Annotated in this window: 21 protein-coding genes; 17 read left to right on the plus strand and 4 right to left on the minus strand. The window is 69.0% G+C overall.

Translation table 11 applies throughout. The features are described 5' to 3' along the window. Positions 1–16 precede the first annotated feature (16 nt). Positions 17–712, plus strand: coding sequence for a demethylmenaquinone methyltransferase (locus tag ACFY0U_RS38485; protein WP_388644057.1), 696 nt, complete (start codon positions 17–19; stop codon positions 710–712). Positions 713–716: 4 nt separating this feature from the next. Here the strand turns inward: ACFY0U_RS38485 and ACFY0U_RS38490 are convergent, their stop codons facing one another. Then, a complete protein-coding gene (locus ACFY0U_RS38490) occupies positions 717–1,031 on the minus strand; it encodes a PASTA domain-containing protein (protein ID WP_388644059.1) in 315 nt (104 codons plus the stop codon). A 120-nt stretch (positions 1,032–1,151) separates the two neighbouring features. Beyond that, the gene (locus ACFY0U_RS38495; RefSeq protein WP_388644062.1) at positions 1,152–1,658 is read right to left on the minus strand and encodes a GNAT family N-acetyltransferase; all 507 of its coding nucleotides are present in this window, start codon (positions 1,656–1,658) and stop codon (positions 1,152–1,154) included. Between the two features lie 109 nt (positions 1,659–1,767). Here ACFY0U_RS38495 and ACFY0U_RS38500 point away from each other — a divergent pair, with 109 nt between their 5' ends. Next, the gene (locus ACFY0U_RS38500; RefSeq protein ID WP_388644065.1) at positions 1,768–3,057 is read left to right on the plus strand and encodes a geranylgeranyl reductase family protein; all 1,290 of its coding nucleotides are present in this window, start codon (positions 1,768–1,770) and stop codon (positions 3,055–3,057) included. 1 nt (position 3,058) lies between these two features. Here ACFY0U_RS38500 and def read toward each other — a convergent pair whose 3' ends face one another. Then, complete coding sequence (gene def, locus ACFY0U_RS38505; RefSeq protein WP_388644067.1) at positions 3,059–3,685, minus strand: peptide deformylase; 627 nt, start codon at positions 3,683–3,685, stop codon at positions 3,059–3,061. Between the two features lie 83 nt (positions 3,686–3,768). On the opposite strand from def, the gene ACFY0U_RS38510 reads away from it, so the two are divergent. Continuing rightward, the gene (locus tag ACFY0U_RS38510) at positions 3,769–5,595 is read left to right on the plus strand and encodes an FAD-dependent oxidoreductase (RefSeq protein WP_388644069.1); all 1,827 of its coding nucleotides are present in this window, start codon (positions 3,769–3,771) and stop codon (positions 5,593–5,595) included. Between the two features lie 91 nt (positions 5,596–5,686). Here ACFY0U_RS38510 and ACFY0U_RS38515 read toward each other — a convergent pair whose 3' ends face one another. Next, positions 5,687–6,511: a C40 family peptidase gene (locus ACFY0U_RS38515; RefSeq protein WP_388644070.1), complete on the minus strand. Its 825-nt coding sequence runs from the start codon at positions 6,509–6,511 to the stop codon at positions 5,687–5,689. A 714-nt stretch (positions 6,512–7,225) separates the two neighbouring features. On the opposite strand from ACFY0U_RS38515, the gene ACFY0U_RS38520 reads away from it, so the two are divergent. From ACFY0U_RS38520 to nuoN, 14 genes are read left to right on the plus strand one after another with little or no spacing between them, the layout of a single operon-like run. Next, positions 7,226–7,585, plus strand: coding sequence for an NADH-quinone oxidoreductase subunit A (locus ACFY0U_RS38520; protein WP_266823449.1), 360 nt, complete (start codon positions 7,226–7,228; stop codon positions 7,583–7,585). A gap of 14 nt (positions 7,586–7,599) precedes the next feature. After that, positions 7,600–8,154, plus strand: coding sequence for an NADH-quinone oxidoreductase subunit B family protein (locus ACFY0U_RS38525; RefSeq protein WP_365394045.1), 555 nt, complete (start codon positions 7,600–7,602; stop codon positions 8,152–8,154). Further along, positions 8,151–8,897, plus strand: coding sequence for an NADH-quinone oxidoreductase subunit C (locus ACFY0U_RS38530; RefSeq protein ID WP_388644073.1), 747 nt, complete (start codon positions 8,151–8,153; stop codon positions 8,895–8,897). Before ACFY0U_RS38525 ends, ACFY0U_RS38530 begins: the two co-directional genes overlap by 4 nt. Further along, complete coding sequence (locus ACFY0U_RS38535; RefSeq protein ID WP_388644076.1) at positions 8,894–10,216, plus strand: NADH-quinone oxidoreductase subunit D; 1,323 nt, start codon at positions 8,894–8,896, stop codon at positions 10,214–10,216. The genes ACFY0U_RS38530 and ACFY0U_RS38535 overlap by 4 nt, the downstream gene beginning before the upstream one ends. Then, complete coding sequence (gene nuoE / locus ACFY0U_RS38540; protein WP_388644078.1) at positions 10,213–11,100, plus strand: NADH-quinone oxidoreductase subunit NuoE; 888 nt, start codon at positions 10,213–10,215, stop codon at positions 11,098–11,100. Before ACFY0U_RS38535 ends, nuoE begins: the two co-directional genes overlap by 4 nt. After that, positions 11,100–12,449 carry an NADH-quinone oxidoreductase subunit NuoF gene (gene nuoF / locus ACFY0U_RS38545; protein WP_266823440.1) on the plus strand — a complete coding sequence of 450 codons (1,350 nt, stop codon included), beginning with the start codon at positions 11,100–11,102 and terminating at the stop codon, positions 12,447–12,449. Before nuoE ends, nuoF begins: the two co-directional genes overlap by 1 nt. Then, positions 12,446–14,950 carry an NADH-quinone oxidoreductase subunit G gene (locus tag ACFY0U_RS38550; protein WP_388644081.1) on the plus strand — a complete coding sequence of 835 codons (2,505 nt, stop codon included), beginning with the start codon at positions 12,446–12,448 and terminating at the stop codon, positions 14,948–14,950. Before nuoF ends, ACFY0U_RS38550 begins: the two co-directional genes overlap by 4 nt. After that, complete coding sequence (gene nuoH / locus ACFY0U_RS38555) at positions 14,947–16,302, plus strand: NADH-quinone oxidoreductase subunit NuoH (protein WP_388644083.1); 1,356 nt, start codon at positions 14,947–14,949, stop codon at positions 16,300–16,302. Before ACFY0U_RS38550 ends, nuoH begins: the two co-directional genes overlap by 4 nt. After that, entirely contained in the window at positions 16,295–16,906 is a 612-nt protein-coding gene (nuoI, locus tag ACFY0U_RS38560) for an NADH-quinone oxidoreductase subunit NuoI (RefSeq protein ID WP_388644085.1), read from the plus strand. The genes nuoH and nuoI overlap by 8 nt, the downstream gene beginning before the upstream one ends. Next, positions 16,903–17,745, plus strand: a complete 843-nt coding sequence (locus ACFY0U_RS38565) for an NADH-quinone oxidoreductase subunit J (protein WP_388644087.1) — start codon at positions 16,903–16,905, stop codon at positions 17,743–17,745. Before nuoI ends, ACFY0U_RS38565 begins: the two co-directional genes overlap by 4 nt. Continuing rightward, positions 17,742–18,041, plus strand: a complete 300-nt coding sequence (gene nuoK / locus ACFY0U_RS38570; RefSeq protein WP_003974374.1) for an NADH-quinone oxidoreductase subunit NuoK — start codon at positions 17,742–17,744, stop codon at positions 18,039–18,041. Before ACFY0U_RS38565 ends, nuoK begins: the two co-directional genes overlap by 4 nt. Before the next feature lie 14 nt (positions 18,042–18,055). Then, positions 18,056–19,969 (plus strand): NADH-quinone oxidoreductase subunit L, encoded by a 1,914-nt coding sequence (nuoL, locus tag ACFY0U_RS38575; RefSeq protein ID WP_388644090.1) that lies wholly within the window; start codon positions 18,056–18,058, stop codon positions 19,967–19,969. 5 nt (positions 19,970–19,974) lie between these two features. Then, a complete protein-coding gene (locus ACFY0U_RS38580; RefSeq protein WP_388644092.1) occupies positions 19,975–21,546 on the plus strand; it encodes an NADH-quinone oxidoreductase subunit M in 1,572 nt (523 codons plus the stop codon). Then, positions 21,543–23,192, plus strand: a complete 1,650-nt coding sequence (nuoN, locus tag ACFY0U_RS38585) for an NADH-quinone oxidoreductase subunit NuoN (protein WP_388644094.1) — start codon at positions 21,543–21,545, stop codon at positions 23,190–23,192. Before ACFY0U_RS38580 ends, nuoN begins: the two co-directional genes overlap by 4 nt. The last annotated feature ends 56 nt before the right edge of the window (positions 23,193–23,248 follow it).

Consider the following 23,248-nt stretch of genomic DNA (forward strand, 5'->3'; position numbering starts at 1 on the left):
CTGCAAGAATGGCGAGGTGACCCGCGCTTCCCTGAACAAGCAGCCGCACGAAGTCGCCTCGATGTTCGACGACGTGGCGGAACGGTACGACCTGACGAACGACGTGCTGTCCCTCGGCCAGGACCGGGCGTGGCGCAAGGAGGTCGCCAAGGCGGTCGACGCCCGGCCCGCACAGAAGATCCTGGACCTGGCGGCCGGTACGGCGACCTCGTCGCTGCCCTTCGCGAGGACCGGCGCCTACGTCGTCCCGTGCGACTTCTCGCTGGGCATGCTCAAGGTCGGCAAGAAGAACCACCCGTGGCTGCCGCTGACCGCGGGCGACGCGACGAAGCTGCCCTTCAGGGACGACACCTTCGACGCCGTCACGATCTCCTTCGGGCTGCGCAATGTGCGGGACTTCGACGCCGGTCTGCGCGAGATGTACCGGGTGACCAAGCCCGGCGGCCGGGTCGTGATCTGCGAGTTCTCGCATCCGACCTGGGCGCCCTTCCGCACGGTCTACACCGAGTACCTGATGCGCGCCCTGCCGCCGGTGGCCCGCGCGGTGTCCTCCAACCCCGACGCCTACGTCTACCTCGCCGAGTCCATCCGTGCCTGGCCGGACCAGCCCGCGCTGGCCGAGCGGCTCCAGCAGGCGGGCTGGTCGAAGGTGGCGTGGCGGAACCTGACGGGCGGGGTCGTGGCCCTGCACCGCGGGTTCAAGGCGGGCTGAGAAGTCAGGGCGGGCCGATCCCGACGGTGCAGGGGTCACCGGGTTCGTCCAGCTCACGCTGCAACCCGCCGCCCGACGGCCTCGGCACGCGCGGCTCGCGGATGCCTCCGCCGCCCTCACCCGGGCCGAAGTCGAACCACACGTAGACCATCGACTCGCGCGGCACCTCGGCGCCGGGCTGCGGGTACTGGCGTACGACATAGTCGACGACGGCGAGATGGAAGTCCTGCCGGTCCGGCGCATTGATGAACAGGCCCTGTGCCTTGGCCGTCTCGCGCGCGTCGACGGCCATCAGACCGACCAGACGAGGGACGCGCACTTCGGGCGTTTTGGGTGTTATTCGCACAGATGTCACCCCCAGCGGTATTGGCAGGGTAACCGCACTGGGGCGCTACCTGGAAGCGCTGAGTATTTTTCTGTAGCCGATTATCACTCTGCGTCACAGATCAAGGCGGAAGCACAGCGCGTCCTCCGGCAGCCGCGGATGCGGGAACGTCTCCGCCAGCTCCATGCCGAGCCGCCGGGCGACCGCGACGGACCGCTCGTTGCCGGGTCTGACCAGCGCCACGACATGGGGGACGCCCGCCGCCCGCAGCCGTTCCAGCGTCATCTGCGCGGCCGCGGTGGCGTACCCCTTGCCCCAGTGCGCGCGCCCGAGCCGCCAGCCGATCTCGATCTCCCCCTTGGGCCCCCAGTCCTGAGGCCACGGCTGGGCGCCGGTGAACCCGATGACCTGCCCGTTCTCATCGACCATGGTCCACAGACAGAACCCCAGCTCGGCGTCGTGCCGGCGCTGGCGGGCGGTGAGTTCCTCGTACACGTACAGCTCCGCCGACCTGCCTCCGTGGAACTCCATGACGTCCCGGTCGTCGAAGATCCGGTGCCAGGCGACGGCGTCCTCGTCGGTGGGGACGCGCAGCCTTACTACAGGGAGAGCTCGGTTCACGGGGCAGCCCTTCAGCCGGGTGATCAATCGTGCTGAATAGACTGCCCATGTCCAGTGCCGGTCGGCACGCAGATTCCGAACTTGATTCCGAGCTTGGGGAGATTCCGCCGTGACCGAGCCCCTGTCCGAGAACACCGCCGATGTCATCGTCGTCGGCGCGGGGCCGGCCGGCTCCACGACCGCGTACTACCTCGCCAAGGCCGGACTCGACGTGCTTCTCCTGGAGAAGACGGCGTTCCCGCGCGAGAAGGTCTGCGGCGACGGCCTCACCCCGCGCGCCACCAAACAGCTGGTGGCCATGGGCATCGACATCTCCGAGGAAGCGGGCTGGCTGCGCAACAAGGGCCTGCGCATCATCGGCGGCGGCGTCCGCCTCCAGTTGGACTGGCCCGATCTCGCCTCCTTCCCGGACTACGGCCTCGTCCGCAAGCGCGACGACTTCGACGAGCAGCTCGCCCGCCAGGCGCAGAAGGCCGGCGCCCGGCTCTACGAGCGCTGCAATGTCGGCGCCCCGATCATCGACGACCGCACCGGTCGCATCACCGGCGTGCACGCCAAGCTCGGCGACACCGGCGAGAAGCGGGAGGTCACCTTCCACGCGCCGCTCGTGGTCGCGGCCGACGGCAACTCCACCCGGCTGTCCCTGGCGATGGGCCTGCACCGCCGCGAGGACCGCCCGATGGGCGTCGCCGTCCGCACGTACTTCGAATCGCCGCGCCACGAGGACGACTACCTGGAGTCCTGGCTGGAGCTGTGGGACCGCCGGGGGCCCGAACCCCGGCTGCTGCCGGGCTACGGCTGGATCTTCGGCATGGGCGACGGCACCTCGAACGTCGGTCTCGGCGTGCTCAACACCTCCGACTCCTTCAAGGAGCTCGACTGGCGCGAGGTCCTCAAGGCCTGGTGCGCGTCGATGCCGGAGGAGTGGGGCTACACGCCGGAGCACATGACGGGCCCGATCCGCGGCGCCGCCCTGCCGATGGCCTTCAACCGCCAGCCCCACTACACCAAGGGCCTGCTCCTGGTCGGCGACGCCGGCGGCATGGTGAACCCCTTCAACGGCGAGGGCATCGCCTACGCCATGGAGTCCGGCAACATCGCCGCCGACGTCATCGTCCAGGCCCACGCCCGGGCCACGCCGGCCCAGCGGGAGATCGCGCTCCAGCGCTATCCGCAGGTCCTCAAGGACACCTACGGCGGCTACTACACGCTGGGCCGCGCCTTCGTGAAGCTCATCGGCAACCCGAAGGTCATGAAGATCGCGGCCCAGCGCGGCCTCACCCACCCGATGCTCATGAAGTTCACCCTGAAGATGCTGGCCAACCTCACCGACCCGACGGGCGGCGACGCGATGGACCGGATCATCAACGGGCTGAGCAAGGTGGCCCCGAAGGCGTGAACTAGCTGCTGAGTGCCTCGATGTTGGCGGCCCGGCGCGCGAAGACCTCTTCGCGCCGGTCCGCCACCTGCCGCAGCGCGTCCTTGCGTTCGCGCTGGGAGAGCCGGTCCAGGTAGACGTGCCCGTTCACATGGTCGGTCTCATGGGCGAGGCAGCGGGCGAAGTAGCCGGTCCCCTCGATCGTGATCGGCTCACCGTCCTTGTCGAGCCCGCGCACGACGGCCCGGTCCGGACGCGGTACGTCCATCACGGCGCCCGGCACGGAGAGGCAGCCCTCGTGGTCGTCGAGGAGCCTGCGCCCGGCCGGGTCGAGCGGGTCCAGCACCGGGTTGACGATGTGGCCGACATGCCGGGCCCCGTCGTCGTCCGGGCAGTCGTACACGAACAGCCGCAGATCCACGCCGACCTGGTTCGCCGCGAGCCCGGCCCCGTCCGCGATGTACATCGTCAGGAACATGTCGTCGATGAGCGCGGCGAGATCGGGCCCGAACTCGGTCACGTCCCGGCACGGCTTGTGCAGGACCTCCTCGCCGACCTCGGTGATGCGCCGCACCTGTCCGCGCCGGGCCTCGGGCGCGAGGCGGGGGTAGGAGTCGGTCGGCCTGCCTTGAACGAACACGCTGGGCATGTTTCTCCTCGTTGTGTGGATGCTGTGGGCGGTGGGCCGACGGGGTTCCGGTCTGCGGAGCCCCTGCCTACCCTCCGTTGCCCATGACAACAGAACACACAGAGCAGCCCGACGGCCACACCCGCAGACGGTTCCTGGCCGGTACGGGAGGAGCGGCGCTGGCCGGTGCCGGGGGAGCGGCCGGCGCGCTCGCGTTATGGCCCGCCGGGAGCGCGAAGGCGGCTCCCGGCAAGCGCGTGGCCGTCCTCGGCGGCGGTGTCTCCGGCCTCAGCGCCGCGCACGAACTCGCCGAACGCGGCTACGCCGTCACCGTCTACGAGTACTACGACACCCTCGGCGGCAAGGCCCGCTCGATGCCCGTCCCCGGCACGGCGGCCGGCGGCCGCGCGGACCTCCCCGCCGAGCACGGCTTCCGCTTCTTCCCCGGCTTCTACCGGAACCTCCCCGACACGCTGCGCCGCATCCCCGTCCCCGGTAACGCCAACGGCGTCCACGACAACCTCGTCAGCGGTACGGAGGCCCTCTTCGCCCGCTCCGGCGGCCGCCCGGACCTGCACTTCCCGCTGCGCCGGGTCACCACCCCGCCCCGGCCCGGCGACCTCACCCCGTCCTGGATCCGCGACCAGATCCTCTCCGTCCTGGACCTCGGCACCCGCCTCCCCGCCCACGAGGCCGCCTACTTCGCCAACCGGCTCCTGGTCCACCTCACCAGCTGCGACGCCCGCCGCGAGGACCAGTGGGAGAAGGTCGCCTGGTGGGACTTCATCCGCGCCGAGGAGATGAGCGCCGAGTACCGGACGCTGCTCGGCATCGGACAGACCCGCAACCTCGTCGCCACCCGCGCGGAGGTCGCCTCCACCCGCACGGTCGGCCGCGTCATCATCGAGGCGCTGCTCCTGTGGGGCCTCCTCGGGCGCGGCATGGACGGCGACGCCGACGTCGACCGCGTCCTCAACGCCCCCACCAGCGAGGCCTGGATCGACCCCTGGGAGCGGCATCTGCGCTCCCTCGGCGTCGAGTTCGTCCTCGGCACACAGGTCCACGACGTCCGGTACGCCGGCGGCCGGGTGACCGGCGTCCGCGTCTCGGCCCGCGACGGCGGCGACGAACGTACCGTCACCGCCGACCACTACGTGTCCGCGCTGCCCGTCGAGCACGCGCGCGTGACGTGGGGTCCGGCCCTGCGCGCGGCGGATCCGCAGCTCGCGCGCTGCGACGCGCTCCAGACGGACTGGATGACCGGTGTGATGTTCTACCTCCGCACGCCCACGCCCGTCGTCCACGGACACGTCAACTGCCTCGACTCACCTTGGTCGGTGACGGCCGTCGGCCAGGCGCAGTTCTGGCCCGGACGGGACTTCTCGCGCGACTACGGCGACGGACAGGCCCGCGACTGTCTCTCGGCGATCATCTCCGAGTGGGACAAACCCGGCATCCTGTACGGCAAGACGGCCAAGGAGTGCACCAAGGAGGAGGTCGTCGCCGAACTCTGGGCCCAGTTGAAGGACGGCCTGAACGACGCCGGCAAGACGACCCTGGTGGACGCCGACCGGCTCGGCTGGTTCATGGACCCGGCCGTGACGGGTCTGGGCGGCCCGGAGCCGCGGAACCGCGAGCAACTCCTCATCCACCCCACGGGCACGCTCTACAACCGCCCCACGGCCCGTACAAAGGTGCCGAACTTCTTCCTCGCGGGCGACTACGTCCGTACCGACGTCGACCTGGCGTCCATGGAAGGCGCCAACGAGTCCGCTCGACTGGCCGTCAACGCGCTGCTGGACGCGGACAATTCGGACGCCGAGCGGTGCGAGATCCAGGAGCTGTACCGGCCCCCGGAGCTGGAGCCGCTGAAGCGGATCGACGAGGTACGCCACCGGCTGGGGCTGCCCAACACCTTCGACCTGGGGTAGGCGGGGCGGGCCTGTGTGAGGGCGGGCGGAAGGGCCGCTGCCCCCGAGCGGCTGCGGCCCTTCCGACGTTCCGTACGCGTGTGCGTGCTCGTCAGAGTACGCGCACCGCGCCCGACGCCGGGTAGCCGGACAGGTCCTGGATGACGACGCCCTTGGAGGGGTTGGCCGCGTCCAGGTACTGGCCGTCACCGATGTAGACGCCCACGTGGTAGGCGGAACCCTTGCCGCCCCAGTACAGGATGTCGCCGACCTGGATCTGCGACAGCGGGATGTCGGTGCCCTGCATCGACTGGTCCTGCGAGACGCGCGGCAGCTCGACGCCGACCTGCTTGAACGCGGCCTGGACCAGGCTGGAGCAGTCCCACGCGTTGGGCCCGGTGGCACCCATGACGTAGGCGTCGCCCACCTGCGCCTTGAGGAAGGCGATGACCGTCGCCACGCTGCCGCTGGCGGGCGCCGAGGCGGTCGTCGTGGTGGTGGACAGGGTGGTCCGCTCCGAGGAACGCGAGACGGCGGCCTCCGCGGCGGCCTTGCGGGCCTCCTCGGCCTTCTTCTTGGCCTCGGCCTTCTTCTTCGCCTCAGCGAGGTCCTTCTTGGCCTCCTTGGCCGCCGCGGCGGCTGCCGCGTCGCGCTCGGCCTGGAGCTCGTAGTTCGCGGCCGCCTGCTGCGTGGCGTCCGCGGACTCGGCGACCTGCACGGCCAGGTCGGCCGTCAGGGTGGGCAGTTCGAGGGTCTGCGTCACCGGCTCGGCGGCGCTCGCCGAAGCCGACGCGCCCGCCGCTGCCATGCTGAGGACGCCACCGGCGACTCCGGCGCGCATCGCGATGGATGTCGTCGCGCTGCGGCGGGGCTTCCGGTGGCTACGTATGTGAGCGGTGTGGGACATGAGACCAAGCGGTATCAGGGGCTCCTCCATACCTTCAAGAAACGTGTGGTGCGCCACAGTTGTTCAACGGGCCCCCCGAATTCGTCGCCCACCGCTCTTTATTGACGCCGTAACGGACATTGCGGACGCGGCCCAAGAAGGCCTTGATCACGTACTTTCGTGTTTACGTCCGAATTGCCCCGCGCCTACCACCGGTTGGGACAGGTGGCCAAGCCCGGTTCTCAGAGGTCTCTCATCGATGTGGCGGAGGTCACGCAACGGTTACAGCGGCGGCTGCGTCACGCGCACGCATCCCGCCCTCACTCGCTCGTGAATGTGTGCACGCGTCCACATCGCGCACCGCGCCTCCTTCTGATGTGTGAACGCGGCGCACTACCAAGCGGCCGCGTCCAGCGCCAATTTGCATGCAAGGGAACTCTCTTGATATGGAGACGCCCGCCCCCAGCTGCGCCGACGAGCCAAAATGTCACCTCTGGTGATCGCTCGGACGCTTCACGTACGAAGATCACCGCTCATCCGACTTCATGATCCTTCGTCAGGTGGTGGAGATCACAAAGCTTGTGCAATACCCCGTGTCGCAGATCACAGAGCGGCGGGCATAAGATGCGAGGCAGTTGGGCTTGTGACCTGCTTCACATGTTCGCGATCTTCGCCGGGACGGGCGGGACTTGCGGGACGCGTGGGACGGAAGCGAACTCAACGCCATCGCCAGCAGTCAGTGCCGACTGAGAGGAGCGAGGAGCGGTGAACGCGTATGCGCCCATCCTCGTACTGGGAGCCCTCGGGGCAGGCTTTGCGATCTTCTCCGTGGTCATGGCCACGCTGATCGGTCCGAAGCGGTACAACCGGGCCAGGCTCGACGCCTACGAGTGCGGGATCGAACCGACCCCCACGCCGGCCGGTGGCGGGCGCTTCCCCATCAAGTACTACCTGACGGCGATGCTCTTCATCGTCTTCGACATCGAGATCGTCTTCCTCTACCCCTGGGCCGTCACCTTCGACGCCCTGGGTGTTTTCGGGCTCGTGGAGATGCTGCTCTTCGTGCTCACCGTCTTCGTCGCGTACGCGTACGTGTGGCGGCGCGGCGGCCTGGAATGGGACTGAGGGGCCTTTAACTCATGGGACTCGAAGAAAAGCTGCCGAGCGGCTTCCTGCTGACCACCGTCGAGCAGGCCGCGGGCTGGGTGCGCAAGGCGTCCGTCTTCCCGGCCACCTTCGGCCTCGCCTGCTGTGCCATCGAGATGATGACCACCGGCGCCGGACGCTACGACCTGGCCCGCTTCGGCATGGAGGTCTTCCGCGGCTCACCCCGCCAGGCCGACCTCATGATCGTCGCCGGCCGGGTCAGCCAGAAGATGGCCCCGGTGGTCAGGCAGGTCTACGACCAGATGGCGAACCCGAAGTGGGTCATCTCCATGGGGGTCTGCGCGTCCTCGGGCGGCATGTTCAACAACTACGCGATCGTCCAGGGCGTCGACCACATCATCCCCGTCGACATCTACCTCCCGGGCTGCCCGCCACGGCCCGAGATGCTGCTGGACGCCATCCTCAAGCTCCACGAGAAGATCCAGGGCTCCAAGCTCGGCGTGAACGCCGAGGAGGCGGCCCGCGAGGCGGAGGAAGCGGCGCTCAAGGCCCTGCCCACGATCGAGATGAAGGGGCTGCTGCGGTGAGCGACGCGAACGGCGCCGACGACGGCGCCAACCCGGAGAAGGACCTCAGCGCCTCCAACCTCCCCGGCCAGCGAGGCCAGGGCGGCGAGGAGATCCGCGTCCAGCGCGGCATGTTCGGCGCCAGCAACGGCGGCGACACCTCCGGCTACGGCGGCCTGGTCCGCTCGATCCGCCTGCCGGGACCCGCGGCCCGCCCCTACGGCGGCTGGTTCGACGAGGTCGCCGACGAACTCGAGGGAGCGCTGGAGGAGCAGGGCCTGCTGCCCGACAACGCGATCGAGAAGACGGTCGTCGACCGCGGTGAGCTCACCTTCCACATCGAGCGCGAGCACCTGCTGCGCGTCGCCCGCACCCTGCGCGACGACCCGGCCCTGCGCTTCGAGCTCTGTACCGGCGTCAGCGGGGTGCACTACCCGCACGACAAGGGCCGCGAGCTGCACGCCGTCTACCACCTGCGCTCGCTCACCCACAACCGGCTGATCCGCCTGGAGGTCAGCGCCCCGGACGCCGATCCGAAGATCCCGTCCCTGGTCTCCGTCTATCCGACGAACGACTGGCACGAGCGCGAGACCTACGACTTCTTCGGGATCGTCTTCGACGGTCACCCGGCCCTGACGCGGATCATGATGCCGGACGACTGGCAGGGCCACCCGCAGCGCAAGGACTACCCCCTCGGCGGCATCCCCGTCGAGTACAAGGGCGCCCAGATCCCGGCTCCGGACCAGCGGAGGTCGTACTCGTGAGCACGCAGTCAGCATCCGCCCGGGAGACCACCGAGGGCACCGTGTACACGGTCACCGGTGGCGACTGGGACGAGGTCGTCCAGTCCGCGGTCCGCGCCGACGACGAGCGCATCGTCGTCAACATGGGCCCCCAGCACCCGTCCACGCACGGAGTGCTCCGCCTGATCCTGGAGATCGACGGCGAGACGGTCACCGAGGCCCGCTGCGGCATCGGCTACCTCCACACCGGCATCGAGAAGAACCTCGAATACCGCACGTGGACGCAGGGCACCACGTTCGTGACGCGCATGGACTACCTGACGTCCTTCTTCAACGAGACCGCCTACTGCCTCGCCGTCGAGAAGCTCCTCGGCATCGAGGACCAGATCACCGAGCGAGCCAAGATCATCCGGGTGCTCCTGATGGAGCTGAACCGGCTCTCCTCGCACCTGGTGTGCATCGCCACCGGCGGCATGGAACTCGGCGCCACCACGATCATGATCTACGGATTCCGTGATCGTGAAATGATTCTCGACATCTACGAGCTCGTCACGGGCCTGCGGATGAACCACGCGTACATCCGCCCCGGCGGACTCGCGCAGGACCTGCCGCCCGGCGCGGTGGACCACATCCGCGAGTTCGTGAAGAAGATGAAGAAGAACCTCCCGGAGTACGACAAGCTCGCCACCGGGAACCCCATCTTCAAGGCCCGTATGCAGGACATCGGCTATCTCGACCTGGCCGGCTGCATGGCCCTCGGCGCCACCGGACCGATCCTGCGCTCCACCGGGCTGCCGTTCGACCTGCGCAAGGCACAGCCGTACTGCGACTACGAGACGTACGACTTCGACGTCCCGACCGCCGACACCTGCGACTCCTACGGCCGCTTCCTGATCCGCCTGGAGGAGATGCGCCAGTCCCTCAGGATCGTCGAGCAGTGCCTGGACCGGCTCCAGCCCGGCCCGGTCATGGTCGCCGACAAGAAGATCGCCTGGCCCGCCCAGCTCGCGCTCGGCCCCGACGGGCTCGGCAACTCCCTCGACCACATCAAGAAGATCATGGGCACCTCCATGGAGGCCCTGATCCACCACTTCAAGCTGGTCACCGAGGGCTTCCGCGTCCCGCCGGGACAGGCGTACGCGGCCGTCGAGTCGCCCAAGGGCGAACTCGGGGTGCACGCCGTGTCCGACGGCGGCACCCGCCCCTTCCGGGTCCACTTCCGGGACCCGTCCTTCACCAACCTTCAGGCCATGGCGGCGATGTGCGAGGGCGGCCAGGTCGCCGATGTCATCGTCGCCGTCGCGTCCATCGACCCCGTGATGGGAGGCGTCGACCGGTGACCACCTCTTCCTCCGAGCAGGGCGTCAGCCTGGGCATGCCCGAACTGCCCGCGCCCGCCTACCCGGACGACGTTCGAGCCCGGCTGGAGGCGGACGCGCGCGAGGTCATCGCCCGCTACCCCGACTCCCGCTCCGCGCTCCTTCCGTTGCTGCATCTCGTGCAGGCGGAGGAGGGCCATGTCACGCGCACCGGGATGCGGTTCTGCGCGGACGTGCTGGGCCTGACCACCGCCGAGGTCACCGCGGTCGCCACCTTCTACACCATGTACCGGCGCAGGCCGAGCGGTGACTACCAGGTGGGCGTCTGCACCAACACCCTCTGCGCGGTGATGGGCGGTGACGCGATCTTCGAGGAGCTCCAGGAGCACCTCGGCGTCGGCAACGGCGAGACCACCGAGGACGGCAAGGTCACGCTGGAGCACATCGAGTGCAACGCGGCCTGCGACTTCGCGCCCGTCGTGATGGTCAACTGGGAGTTCTTCGACAACCAGACCCCCTCCAGCGCCAAGCGTCTCGTCGACGACCTGCGTGCGGGCCGGACGGTCGAGCCCACGCGCGGGGCGCCGCTGTGCACCTTCAAAGAGACCGCGCGGATCCTCGCCGGCTTCCCCGACGAGCGGCCAGGGGCCGTCGAGGCGAGCGGCGGTGCGGGACCCGCGTCGCTGGTGGGCCTCCGCCTGGCCAGAGGAGAGGCCGCACCCGCGCGCGTGGTCCATCCGCGCGACGGCGGGCCGCACGACGAGCCGCAGGACCGTGCGCCGCAGGACCGGGCCGTGCACGACCCGTCACCGACACAGCATCTGAGCTCGCACGACGCGCCTCAGGACACGTCGGCCTCCGACCCGGCCCACCCGGCAGGGCCTACCGCCGAGGAGGGGGAGTGATGACCTTGGCACCCGAGTTGAAAGACACCAGCCCCGAGAAGCTGCTCGCACCCGTGCTGTCGGCCTTCTGGGACGAGGACAAGTCCTGGTCTCTGGACGTCTACCGAAGGCACGAAGGGTACGAGGGGCTCCGCAAGGCGCTCGCCATGTCGCCGGACGACCTGATCGCGTACGTCAAGGACTCCGGTCTGCGCGGCCGCGGCGGCGCGGGATTCCCCACGGGAATGAAATGGCAGTTCATTCCCCAGGGTGATGGAAAGCCGCACTATCTAGTTGTCAACGCCGACGAATCGGAGCCGGGCACCTGTAAGGACATCCCGCTCCTGTTCGCGAACCCGCACAGCCTCATCGAGGGCATTGTCATCGCGTGTTATGCCATCAGGTCGTCGCATGCCTTCATCTATCTGCGGGGTGAAGTCGTCCCAGTACTGCGGCGGTTGCACGAGGCCGTGCGCGAGGCGTATGAGGCGGGCTTCCTCGGCGAGAACATCCTGGGCAGCGGGCTCGACCTGGAACTCACCGTGCACGCGGGCGCAGGCGCGTACATCTGCGGTGAGGAGACCGCACTGCTCGACTCGCTCGAAGGCCGCCGGGGTCAACCGCGGCTCCGTCCCCCTTTCCCTGCCGTCGCGGGCCTCTATGCGTGCCCGACTGTTGTGAACAACGTGGAGTCGATCGCGTCGGTTCCCGCGATTCTGCAAAAAGGCAAAGACTGGTTCAGGTCGATGGGCAGCGAGAAGTCCCCGGGCTTCACGCTCTACTCGCTCAGCGGCCATGTCGCCAGCCCCGGCCAGTACGAGGCCCCGCTCGGCATCACGCTGCGCCAACTCCTGGAGATGAGCGGCGGGATGCGGCCCGGGCACCGGCTGAAGTTCTGGACGCCGGGCGGCTCCTCGACGCCGATGTTCACCGACGAGCACCTCGACGTCCCCCTCGACTACGAGGGAGTGGGCGCCGCGGGTTCCATGCTCGGCACCAAAGCCCTCCAGTGCTTCGACGAGACGACCTGCGTGGTCCGCGCCGTCACCCGCTGGACCGAGTTCTACGCCCACGAGTCCTGCGGCAAGTGCACACCCTGCCGCGAAGGCACGTACTGGCTCGTGCAGTTGCTGCGCGACATCGAGGCCGGCAAGGGCGTCATGTCCGACCTCGACAAGCTCAACGACATCGCCGACAACATCAACGGCAAGTCGTTCTGCGCCCTCGGCGACGGCGCCGCCTCGCCGATCTTCTCCTCGCTCAAGTACTTCCGCGAGGAGTACGAGCAGCACATCACGGGCCGCGGCTGCCCCTTCGACCCGGCCAAGTCGACGGTCTGGGCCGACTCCCGCACGGAGGTGAACGCATGACCGTGACCACCAACGCTCCCTCGGGAGGGGGAGAGGCGGCGGTCCCGCCGGAGGATCTCGTCTCGCTGACCATCGACGGCGTGGAGATCAGCGTGCCCAAGGGCACCCTGGTCATCCGCGCCGCCGAACAGCTCGGCATCGAGATCCCCCGCTTCTGCGACCACCCCCTCCTCGACCCGGCCGGCGCCTGCCGCCAGTGCATCGTCGACGTCGAGGGCCAGCGCAAGCCGATGGCGTCCTGCACCATCACCTGCACCGACGGAATGGTGGTGAAGACCCACCTCACCTCACCGGCCGCCGAGAAGGCCCAGCACGGTGTGATGGAGCTCCTCCTCATCAACCACCCGCTGGACTGCCCGGTCTGCGACAAGGGCGGCGAGTGCCCCCTGCAGAACCAGGCGATGTCCCACGGCCAGTCCGAGTCCCGCTTCGAGGGCAGGAAGCGGACCTACGAGAAGCCGGTCCCGATCTCCACGCAGGTCCTGCTCGACCGCGAGCGGTGCGTGCTGTGCGCCCGCTGCACCCGCTTCTCCAACCAGGTCGCGGGCGACCCGATGATCGAACTGGTCGAGCGGGGCGCGCTCCAGCAGGTCGGCACCGGCGAGGGCGACCCCTTCGAGTCGTACTTCTCCGGCAACACCATCCAGATCTGCCCGGTCGGCGCGCTCACCTCGGCGGCGTACCGCTTCCGTTCGCGCCCCTTTGACCTGGTGTCCTCCCCGAGCGTCTGCGAGCACTGCTCCGGCGGCTGCGCCACCCGCACCGACCACCGGCGCGGCAAGGTCATGCGCAAGCTCGCGGCCAACGACCCCGAGGTCAACGAGGAGTGGATCTGCGACAAGGGACGCTTCGGCTTCCGGTACGCGCAGCAGCGCGACCGCCTGGAGACGCCCCTGGTGCGCAACGCCGAAGGCGTCCTGGAGCCCGCTTCCTGGCCCGAGGCCCTGGAGGCGGCCGCCCAGGGACTCACCGCGGCCCGCTCCCGGACCGGAGTCCTCACCGGTGGCCGGCTCACCGTCGAGGACGCCTACGCGTACAGCAAGTTCGCGCGCGTGGCGCTCGACACCAACGACATCGACTTCCGCGCGCGCGTGCACAGCGGTGAGGAGACCGACTTCCTCGCCGCAAGGATCGCCGGACGCGGCCGTGACCTCGACGGTACGGGCGTCACGTACACCGCGCTGGAGAAGGCGCCCGCCGTTCTGCTGGTCGGGTTCGAGGCCGAGGAGGAGGCGCCCGGCGTCTTCCTGAGGCTGCGCAAGGCCTGGCGCAAGCACGGGCAGAAGGTGTTCGCCCTGGCCACGCACGCGACGCGCGGTCTGGAGAAGGCCGGCGGCACGCTGCTCCCCGCCGCTCCCGGCACCGAGACCGAGTGGCTGGACGCGCTCGCGGGCGGGGTCGGCCTGGAGGGCGACGGCGCACGGGCCGCCGAGGCGCTGCGCTCCGAGGGCGCGGTACTCGTCGTCGGCGAACGGCTGGCCGCCGTCGCGGGCGGACTGACCGCCGCCGTACGGGCCGCGTCCGCGACCGGCGCGCAGCTGGTGTGGATCCCGCGCAGGGCCGGAGAGCGCGGCTCCGTCGAGGCGGGCGCGCTGCCGTCGCTGCTGCCGGGCGGACGTCCGGCGACCGACCCGCGCGCGCGTGAGGAGGTCGCCACCGTCTGGGGCGTCGCCGAACTCCCGCACCGCTACGGCCGCGACACCAGCCAGATCGTCGAGGCCGCCGCCACCGGAGAGCTCCAGGCGCTGGTCGTCGCGGGCGTCGAGGTCGCCGACCTGCCGGACCCGGCACGCGCGCGTGAAGCACTTCACGAGGTCGGCTTCCTGGTCTCGCTGGAGCTGCGGCCCAGCGAGGTCACCGAGCACGCGGACGTGGTCCTGCCGGTCGCCGCGGTCGCCGAGAAGGCCGGCACCTTCCTCAACTGGGAAGGCCGGGTGCGCTTCTTCGAGACCGCGCTCAAGCCCGAGCAGATGACCCGCCGCCTCGCGCCCACCGACGCGCGCGTGCTCCAGATGCTGGCCGACGCCATGGACGTCCACCTGGGTCTGCCGGACCTGCGGACCGTGCGCGGCGAGATCGACCGGCTCGGCGCCTGGGACGGGCCCCGGGCCACCGAACCGCTGGAGACCGCCGCCCATTTGCCGCGCCCGGCCGCCGGGGAGGCCGTACTGGCCGGGCACCGGCTGCTGCTCGACCAGGGCCGCCTCCAGGAGGGCGACGAAGCGCTCGCCGGGACGCGGCACGCGGCCCGCGCGCGCGTGTCGGCCGCCACCGCCGCCGAGGCCGGCGTCAAGGACGGCGACGTCCTCGCCGTGACCGGCCTCGCCGGAGCCGTCGAACTCCCGCTGCAGATCACCGAGATGCCCGACCGCGTGGTCTGGCTCCCGCTGAACTCCACGGGCGGGGGAGTCGCCTCCGACGCCGGAGCGGTGCCCGGCTCACTCGTCCGCATCGGCCCGGCGACGCTCGCCGCCGAAGCCCCCAAGGAGGTGGAGGCATGAGCCCGTACCTCGCCGCTGAAGACCTCTCGCTGTTCGGCACCGACCCCTGGTGGCTGGTCCTCCTCAAGGCGGTCTTCTGCTTCGCCTTCGTGGTGCTGTCCGTGCTGCTCGCCATCGTCTGGGAACGCAAGGTCGTCGCCTGGATGCAGCTGCGCATCGGACCCAACCGCAACGGCCCCTGGGGCATGCTCCAGTCGCTCGCCGACGGCGTGAAACTGATGCTCAAGGAAGACCTCGTCGTCAAGCGCGCCGACAAGGTCGTCTACATCCTCGCGCCGATCATCATGACCGTGCCGGCCTTCATGGCGATCGCGGTGATCCCCTTCGGCCCGGCCGGCAACGAGATCTCGATCTTCGGCCACCGCACCACGATGCAGCTCACCGACCTGCCGATCGCGATGCTCTACATCCTCGCGACCGCGTCCGTCGGCATCTACGGCCTCGTCCTCGCCGGATGGAGCTCCGGATCGACGTACCCGCTGCTCGGCGGCCTGCGCTCCTGCGCGCAGATGATCTCGTACGAGATCGCCATGGGCGCCGCGTTTGCCTCCGTGTTCCTCTACTCGGGCTCGATGTCGACGTCCACGATCGTCGAGCAGCAGCAGGACCGCTGGTACGTCCTCTTGCTGCCGGTCTCGTTCGTCCTCTACATCGTCACGATGATCGGCGAGACCAACCGCGCTCCCTTCGACATGCCGGAGTCCGAGGGCGACCTGGTCGGCGGCTTCAACACCGAGTACACGTCCATCAAGTTCGCGCTGTTCATGCTCGCCGAGTACGCGAACATGATCACTGTCTCGGCCGTGGCGACCACACTGTTCCTGGGCGGCTGGCGGGCCCCCTGGCCGGTCAGCACCTTCTGGGAGGGCGCGAACCACGGCTGGTGGCCGATGCTCTGGTTCATCCTCAAGGTCCAGGCGTTCCTGTTCATGTTCATCTGGGTGCGCGCCTCGCTCCCACGGGTCCGCTACGACCAGCTGATGAAGCTCGGCTGGAAGGTCCTCATCCCGGTCTCCGTGGTGTGGCTGATGCTCGTCGCGACCGTGCGGACCCTGCGCAACGAGAACTACGACTTCGCCGACATCGCCCTCTACGTCGGCGGCGGTGTCCTGCTGCTCCTGCTGCTGTCCTTCGTCGCGGACATGTTCCGAGGCAAGCCGAAGGAGGAGCCCGCCCCGCCCGTCGAATTCGACCCGATGGCCGGCGGATTCCCCGTACCGCCGCTGCCCGGACAGGAGTTGCCCCCCGCGCCCAGGCGCCGCCCGCGCCGGGAGCGGGAGCTGATTGTCAGTGGCGGGCCCGATACTCAGAGTGACGGATCTCTGGATGGAAAGGAGGCGTCCGATGGCTGAGGAGTCCAAGGAGGCCGGGCAGTCGTCGCCCGGTTTCCAGAACCCCGTGGCCGGCTTCGGCGTGACCTTCAAGGCCATGTTCAAGAAGCGGCTGACCGAGCAGTACCCCGAGCAGCAGAAGACCACCGCTCCCCGTTTCCACGGACGGCACCAGCTCAACCGCCATCCGGACGGCCTGGAGAAGTGCGTCGGCTGCGAGCTGTGCGCCTGGGCCTGCCCCGCCGACGCGATCTACGTCGAGGGCGCGGACAACACGGACGAGGAGCGCTACTCGCCGGGCGAGCGGTACGGGCGCGTGTACCAGATCAACTACGCCCGCTGCATCCTGTGCGGCCTGTGCATCGAGGCGTGCCCCACGCGCGCGCTGACGATGACCAACGAGTTCGAGCTCGCCGACTCCAGCCGCGCCAACCTCATCTACACCAAGGAGCAACTGCTCGCCGGGCTGGAGGAGGGCATGGTCGACTCGCCCCACTCGATCTTCCCGGGGACGGACGAGCAGGACTACTACCGGGGCCTGGTGACCGAGGCCGCGCCCGGCACGGTCCAGCAGGTCGCCGTCTCCAAGGGCGAGAAGCCTCAGGAAGAGGGGGTGGAGGCATGAGCGCGCAGCTCGCCGCCTACACCACCTCCACCGGCGAGGCCTTCCAGTTCTGGGTGCTCGGCACCGTCGCCGTGATCGGCGCCCTGTGCACCGTCTTCATGAAGAGGGCCGTGCACAGCGCGCTCTGTCTCGCCGGCACCATGATCATCCTGGCGGTGTTCTACCTCGCCAACGGCGCCTACTTCCTGGGCGTCGTACAGATCATCGTCTACACCGGCGCGATCATGATGCTGTTCCTCTTCGTGGTGATGCTCGTCGGCGTCACGGCCGCGGACTCCCTGAAGGAGACCATCAAGGGCCAGCGCTGGCTGGCCCTTCTCTGCGGGCTCGGCTTCGGCATCCTGCTGGTCGCCGGCATCGGCAACGCGTCCCTGACGGAGTTCAACGGGACGGCGCAGGCCAACGCCAACGGCAATGTGGAGGGCCTCGCCACCCTCATCTTCACCAAGTACGTGTTCGCCTTCGAGATCACCGGCGCCCTGCTGATCACGGCCACCGTCGGCGCCATGCTGCTCACCCACCGCGAGCGCACCGAGCGCGCCAAGACCCAGCGGGAACTGGCCGAGCAGCGCGTCCGCGAAGGCAAGCACCTTCCGCCGCTGCCCGCGCCCGGTGTCTACGCCCGGCACAACGCCGTGGACATCGCGGGCCTGCTGCCCGACGGCACCCCCTCCGAACTCACCGTCAACAAGACCCTGCGCGAGCGCGGCCAGATCCGTGACGTCTCCACCGAGGCGCTCAACGATCTGCGCGCGTTGGAGCAGCGTGCCGAGGAGCGCCTGGAGCGGACCGACGTGGAACCGGCGAACTTCAAGCGGGCCGAGGAGGCGTCGAAGTGAACCCCGTCAACTACCTCTATCTCGCGGCCCTGTTGTTCACGATCGGCGCCACCGGTGTGCTGATCAGGCGCAACGCGATCGTGGTGTTCATGTGCATCGAGCTCATGCTCAACGCCTGCAACCTCGCGTTCGTCGCCTTCTCCCGGATGCACGGCAACCTCGACGGCCAGATCATCGCGTTCTTCACGATGGTCGTCGCCGCCGCGGAGGTCGTGGTCGGGCTCGCGATCATCGTGTCCCTGTTCCGCTCCCGCCACTCGGCCTCGGTCGACGACGCCAGCCTGATGAAGCTCTGAGGGGTCGCTGAATCGTGGAGAACCTGATTGCGCTGCTGGTGGCGGCGCCTCTGCTCGGAGCGGCCGTACTGCTGTGCGGCGGTCGGCGGCTCGATGCCGTCGGCCACTGGATCGGCACGGCCCTCGCGGCCGCCTCCTTCGTGATCGGCGCCGTCCTCTTCGCCGACCTGCTCGGCAAGGACGCCGAACACCGGACCCTGACCAGCCACCTGTTCAGCTGGGTCCCGGTCGAGGGCTTCCAGGCGGACATCGCCTTCCGCCTCGACCAACTGTCGATGACCTTCGTGCTGCTGATCACCGGCGTCGGCTCGCTGATCCACCTGTACTCCGTCGGATACATGGAGCACGACGAGCGCCGCCGCCGCTTCTTCGGCTATCTGAACCTGTTCCTCGCGGCGATGCTGCTGCTCGTCCTCGCCGACAACTACCTTCTGCTGTACGTCGGCTGGGAGGGCGTCGGTCTCGCCTCCTACCTGCTGATCGGCTTCTGGCAGCACAAGCCCAGTGCCGCGACCGCCGCGAAGAAGGCCTTCCTGGTCAACCGCGTCGGCGACATGGGCCTGTCGATCGCGATCATGCTGATGTTCACGACGTTCGGGACCTTCGCCTTCGGTCCGGTCCTCGGCAGCCACGAGGAGCCGGGACTCGTCACCGGCGCATCCGAGGCCACGCTCACCGGCATCGCCCTGATGCTGCTGCTCGCCGCCTGCGGCAAGTCCGCCCAGGTGCCGCTGCAGTCCTGGCTCGGGGACGCGATGGAGGGCCCGACCCCGGTCTCGGCCCTCATCCACGCCGCGACGATGGTGACCGCGGGCGTCTACCTGATCGTCCGCTCCGCCAACATCTTCAACCTCGCCCCGGACGCGCAGCTCGTCGTCACCATCGTCGGTGCCGTCACGCTCCTGTTCGGTGCGATCGTCGGTTGCGCGAAGGACGACATCAAGAAGGCGCTGGCCGGCTCGACCATGTCGCAGATCGGCTACATGGTGCTGGCCGCGGGCCTCGGCCCGATCGGCTACGTCTTCGCGATCATGCACCTGGTGACGCACGGCTTCTTCAAGGCCGGGCTGTTCCTCGGCGCCGGATCGGTCATGCACGGCATGAACGACGAGGTCGACATGAGGAAGTACGGCGGCCTCAGGAAGTACATGCCGGTCACCTTCGTCACCTTCGGCCTCGGCTACCTCGCCATCATCGGCTTCCCGGGTCTGTCCGGCTTCTTCTCCAAGGACAAGATCATCGAGGCGGCCTTCGCCAAGGGCGGCACCGAGGGCTGGATCCTCGGCGGGTGCGCCTTGCTGGGCGCGGCCATCACGGCGTACTACATGACGCGCGTGATGCTGATGACGTTCTTCGGCGAGAAGCGCTGGCAGCCGGACGCCGCAGGCCATGAGCCGCACCCGCACGAGTCGCCCAGGTCCATGACGATCCCCATGATCGTGCTGGCCTTCGGATCGGTCTTCGCGGGTGGATTCTTCAGCATCGGCGACCGCTTCCTGCACTGGCTGGAGCCCATCACCGGGCACGACCACGGTCACGCGCCGATCAGCGCCACGACGGTCACGGCCGCCACGGTCGCCGTGATGGTCATCGGCGTCACCTTCGCCTACCTCCAGTACGGCCGCCGCCCGGTCCCGGTCGTCGCCCCGCGCGGATCGCTGCTCACCCGTGCCGCGCGACGCGACCTGCTCCAGGACGACTTCAACCACGTCGTCCTGGTCCGCGGCGGCGAGCACCTCACGCGGTCCCTGGTGTACGTCGACCACACCCTGGTCGACGGAGTCGTCAACGGCACGGCGGCCTCGGTCGGCGGCCTCTCCGGGCGGATGCGCAAGCTGCAGAACGGCTACGTGCGGTCGTACGCGGTCTCGATGTTCGGCGGTGCGGCGGTCATCGTCGCCGCGACCCTGCTGATGAGGGCGGTCTGATACCGATGTCCTTTCCTCTGCTGACAGCGACGGCGGTGCTCCCGGCGATCGGGGCGATCGCCACGGCCGCCGTACCGGCCGCGCGGCGCACCGCGGCGAAGTGGCTCGCGCTGCTCGTCTCGCTCGCCACGCTCGCCCTCGCGATCGTCGTCCTGGTCCGCTTCGACCCGGACGGCGACCGCTACCAGCTCACCGAATCCCACTGGTGGATCAAGGACTTCGGGGTCCGCTACGAACTGGGCGTCGACGGCATCGCGGTGGCGCTCATCGCGCTGACCGCGCTGCTGATCCCCTTCATCATCCTCGCGGGCTGGCACGACGCCGACCCGCTGGAGACCGGCAACACCCGGTGGCGGCCGACGCAGGGTTTCTTCGCCCTGATCCTGGGCGTCGAGGCGATGGTGATCATTTCCTTCGAGGCCACCGACGTCTTTCTCTTCTACATCTTCTTCGAAGCCATGCTGATCCCGATGTACTTCCTCATCGGCGGCTTCGGCGACCGGGCCCACGAGCACGGCGAGGAGACGGCGTCCACGCAACGGTCGTACGCCGCCGTGAAGTTCCTCCTCTACAACCTGGTCGGCGGTCTGATCATGCTGGCCGCGGTGATCGGCCTGTACGTGGTCGCAGGGAACTTCAGCCTTCAGGAGATCGCCGAGGCGCGGGCCAACGGCTCGCTCGACATGGCGACCAACACCGAACGCTGGCTGTTCCTCGGCTTCTTCTTCGCCTTCGCGGTGAAGGCGCCGCTGTGGCCGCTGCACACCTGGCTGCCCAACGCGATGGGGGAGGCCACCGCCCCGGTCGCCGTCCTCATCACGGCGGTCGTCGACAAGGTCGGCACCTTCGCGATGCTCCGCTTCTGCCTCCAGCTCTTCCCGGAGGCCAGCAAGTGGGCGACGCCCGCGATCCTCGTACTGGCGCTGATCAGCATCATCTACGGGGCGCTGCTCGCGGTCGGCCAGCGGGACATCAAGCGCCTGGTGGCGTACGCGTCGATCTCGCACTTCGGCTTCATCATCATGGGCATCTTCGCGATGACCAGCCAGGGCCAGTCCGGTGCGACGCTCTACATGGTCAACCACGGTATTTCCACGGCCGCGTTGATGCTGGTCGCCGGCTTCTTGATCTCGCGGCGCGGGTCGCGGCTCATCGCCGACTACGGCGGGGTGCAGAAGGTGGCCCCGGTGCTCGCCGGCACGTTCCTGATCGGCGGTCTGGCGACGCTGTCGCTGCCGGGTCTGGCACCGTTCGTGAGTGAGTTCCTGGTCCTGGTCGGCACGTTCGCGAGCTACCCGGTGATCGGGATCATCGCCACCTTCGGCATCGTGCTCGCCGCGCTCTACACCCTCGTCCTCTACCAGCGGACGATGACGGGCCCGGTGAAACCCGAGGTCGCGGAGATGCCCGACCTCAGGGTGCGCGAACTCGTGGTGGTCGCGCCGCTGGTCGTGCTGCTGATCTTCCTGGGCGTCTACCCCAAGCCCGTCACGGACATCGTGAACCCGGCGGTCGAGCACACCATGTCCGACGTACAGAAGAAGGACCCCCAGCCCGAGGTGGAGGCGGCCAAGTGAGCGCAACAGCCGTCCACAGCCTGTGGACAACCGCGGCCGATCCGATCTCGAAGATCGACACGCCGAAGATCGAATACGGACAATTGTCACCCACGCTGATCGTCGTCGGTGCGGCGGTCATCGGAGTGCTGATCGAGGCGGCGGTACCGCGCAAGCAGCGGTACTACGCCCAGGTGTTCGTCTCCGCCGTAGCGCTGATCTCGGCCTTCGCCGCGGTCGTCGCACTCGCCACGAGCGGATACGCCACCACCAAGGCGGGCATCGTCGCGATGGGCGCGATCGCCGTCGACGGACCGGCGCTCTTCCTCCAGGGCACGATCCTGCTGGCGGGCCTGGTCGGCCTGTTCACCTTCGCCGAACGGCGCCTGGACCCGGTCGAGCACGGCAAACAGGTCGACTCCTTCGCCGCACAGGCCGCCTCCGTGCCGGGCAGCGACAGCGAGAAGGCCGCGGTGAAGGCCGGGTTCACCACCACCGAGGTGTTCCCGCTGCTGCTGTTCGCCGTCGCCGGCATGCTGATCTTCCCGGCGGCCAACGACCTGCTGACGCTGTTCATCGCCCTGGAAGTCTTCTCGCTGCCGCTGTACCTGATGTGCGCCCTGGCCCGCCGCAAGCGGCTCATGTCGCAGGAGGCCGCGGTCAAGTACTTCCTGCTCGGCGCGTTCGCCTCCGCGTTCACCCTGTTCGGCATCGCACTGCTGTACGGGTACGCGGGCTCGGTGTCCTACGCGACCATCGCGCAGGTCGTCGACGGCACGGTCACGAACGTCGACCCGGCGCTCGCGGACACCATGGGCAACGACGCGCTGCTGCTGATCGGCGCCGCGATGATCGTGATGGGCCTGCTGTTCAAGGTCGGCGCGGTCCCCTTCCACATGTGGACGCCGGACGTGTACCAGGGCGCGCCGACGCCGGTGACCGGGTTCATGGCGGCGGCGACCAAGGTGGCCGCGTTCGGCGCGCTGCTGCGGATCCTGTACGTCGTACTGCCGGGCCTGCGCTGGGACTGGCGGCCGGTCATGTGGGGCGTCGCGATCGTCACCATGCTCGGCGGTGCGATCGTCGCGATCACCCAGACCGACATCAAGCGACTGCTGGCGTACTCGTCGATCGCGCACGCGGGCTTCATCCTCGCGGGCGTCATCGCGACCACGCCGGACGGCGTCTCGTCCGTCCTCTTCTACCTGGCGGCGTACTCCTTCGTCACGATCGGCGCGTTCGCCGTGGTGACGCTGGTGCGCGACGCCGGGGGTGAGGCGACGCACCTGTCCAAGTGGGCCGGTCTCGGCCGTCGTTCGCCGCTGGTCGCCGCCGTGTTCGCGGTGTTCCTGCTGGCCTTCGCCGGCATTCCGCTGACCTCCGGGTTCGCCGGGAAGTTCGCCGTGTTCAAGGCGGCGGCGGAAGGCGGCGCGGCACCGCTGGTCGTGGTCGGTGTGATCTCGTCGGCGATCGCGGCGTTCTTCTACATCCGCGTCATCGTGCTGATGTTCTTCAGCGAGCCGCGGCCCGAGGGCCCGACGGTCGCCGTGCCGTCGCCGCTGACGATGGCGGCGATCGGCGTCGGCGTGGCGGTCACGCTGGTGCTCGGTGTGGCGCCGCAGTACTTCCTGGACCTGGCGAACCAGGCGGGAGTGTTCGTGCGCTGACCTGCGGCGCCTGTGCCCGCGGTGCGTGCGGTTCCTGCGGTGCTTTTACGGCGGCC

Origin of the sequence: Streptomyces sp. NPDC001536 (assembly GCF_042894505.1) — a bacterium.
Classification (GTDB): domain Bacteria; phylum Actinomycetota; class Actinomycetes; order Streptomycetales; family Streptomycetaceae; genus Streptomyces.

Coding starts and splice junctions, on each gene's coding strand:
- def (WP_388644067.1), bottom strand. CDS start 3,685: ATGCCCAGCGTGTTCGTTCAAGGCAGGCCGACCGACTCCTACCCCCGC.
- ACFY0U_RS38510 (WP_388644069.1), top strand. CDS start 3,769: ATGACAACAGAACACACAGAGCAGCCCGACGGCCACACCCGCAGACGG.
- ACFY0U_RS38515 (WP_388644070.1), bottom strand. CDS start 6,511: ATGGAGGAGCCCCTGATACCGCTTGGTCTCATGTCCCACACCGCTCAC.
- ACFY0U_RS38525 (WP_365394045.1), top strand. CDS start 7,600: ATGGGACTCGAAGAAAAGCTGCCGAGCGGCTTCCTGCTGACCACCGTC.
- nuoF (WP_266823440.1), top strand. CDS start 11,100: ATGACCTTGGCACCCGAGTTGAAAGACACCAGCCCCGAGAAGCTGCTC.
- ACFY0U_RS38550 (WP_388644081.1), top strand. CDS start 12,446: ATGACCGTGACCACCAACGCTCCCTCGGGAGGGGGAGAGGCGGCGGTC.
- nuoH (WP_388644083.1), top strand. CDS start 14,947: ATGAGCCCGTACCTCGCCGCTGAAGACCTCTCGCTGTTCGGCACCGAC.
- nuoI (WP_388644085.1), top strand. CDS start 16,295: ATGGCTGAGGAGTCCAAGGAGGCCGGGCAGTCGTCGCCCGGTTTCCAG.
- ACFY0U_RS38565 (WP_388644087.1), top strand. CDS start 16,903: ATGAGCGCGCAGCTCGCCGCCTACACCACCTCCACCGGCGAGGCCTTC.
- ACFY0U_RS38580 (WP_388644092.1), top strand. CDS start 19,975: ATGTCCTTTCCTCTGCTGACAGCGACGGCGGTGCTCCCGGCGATCGGG.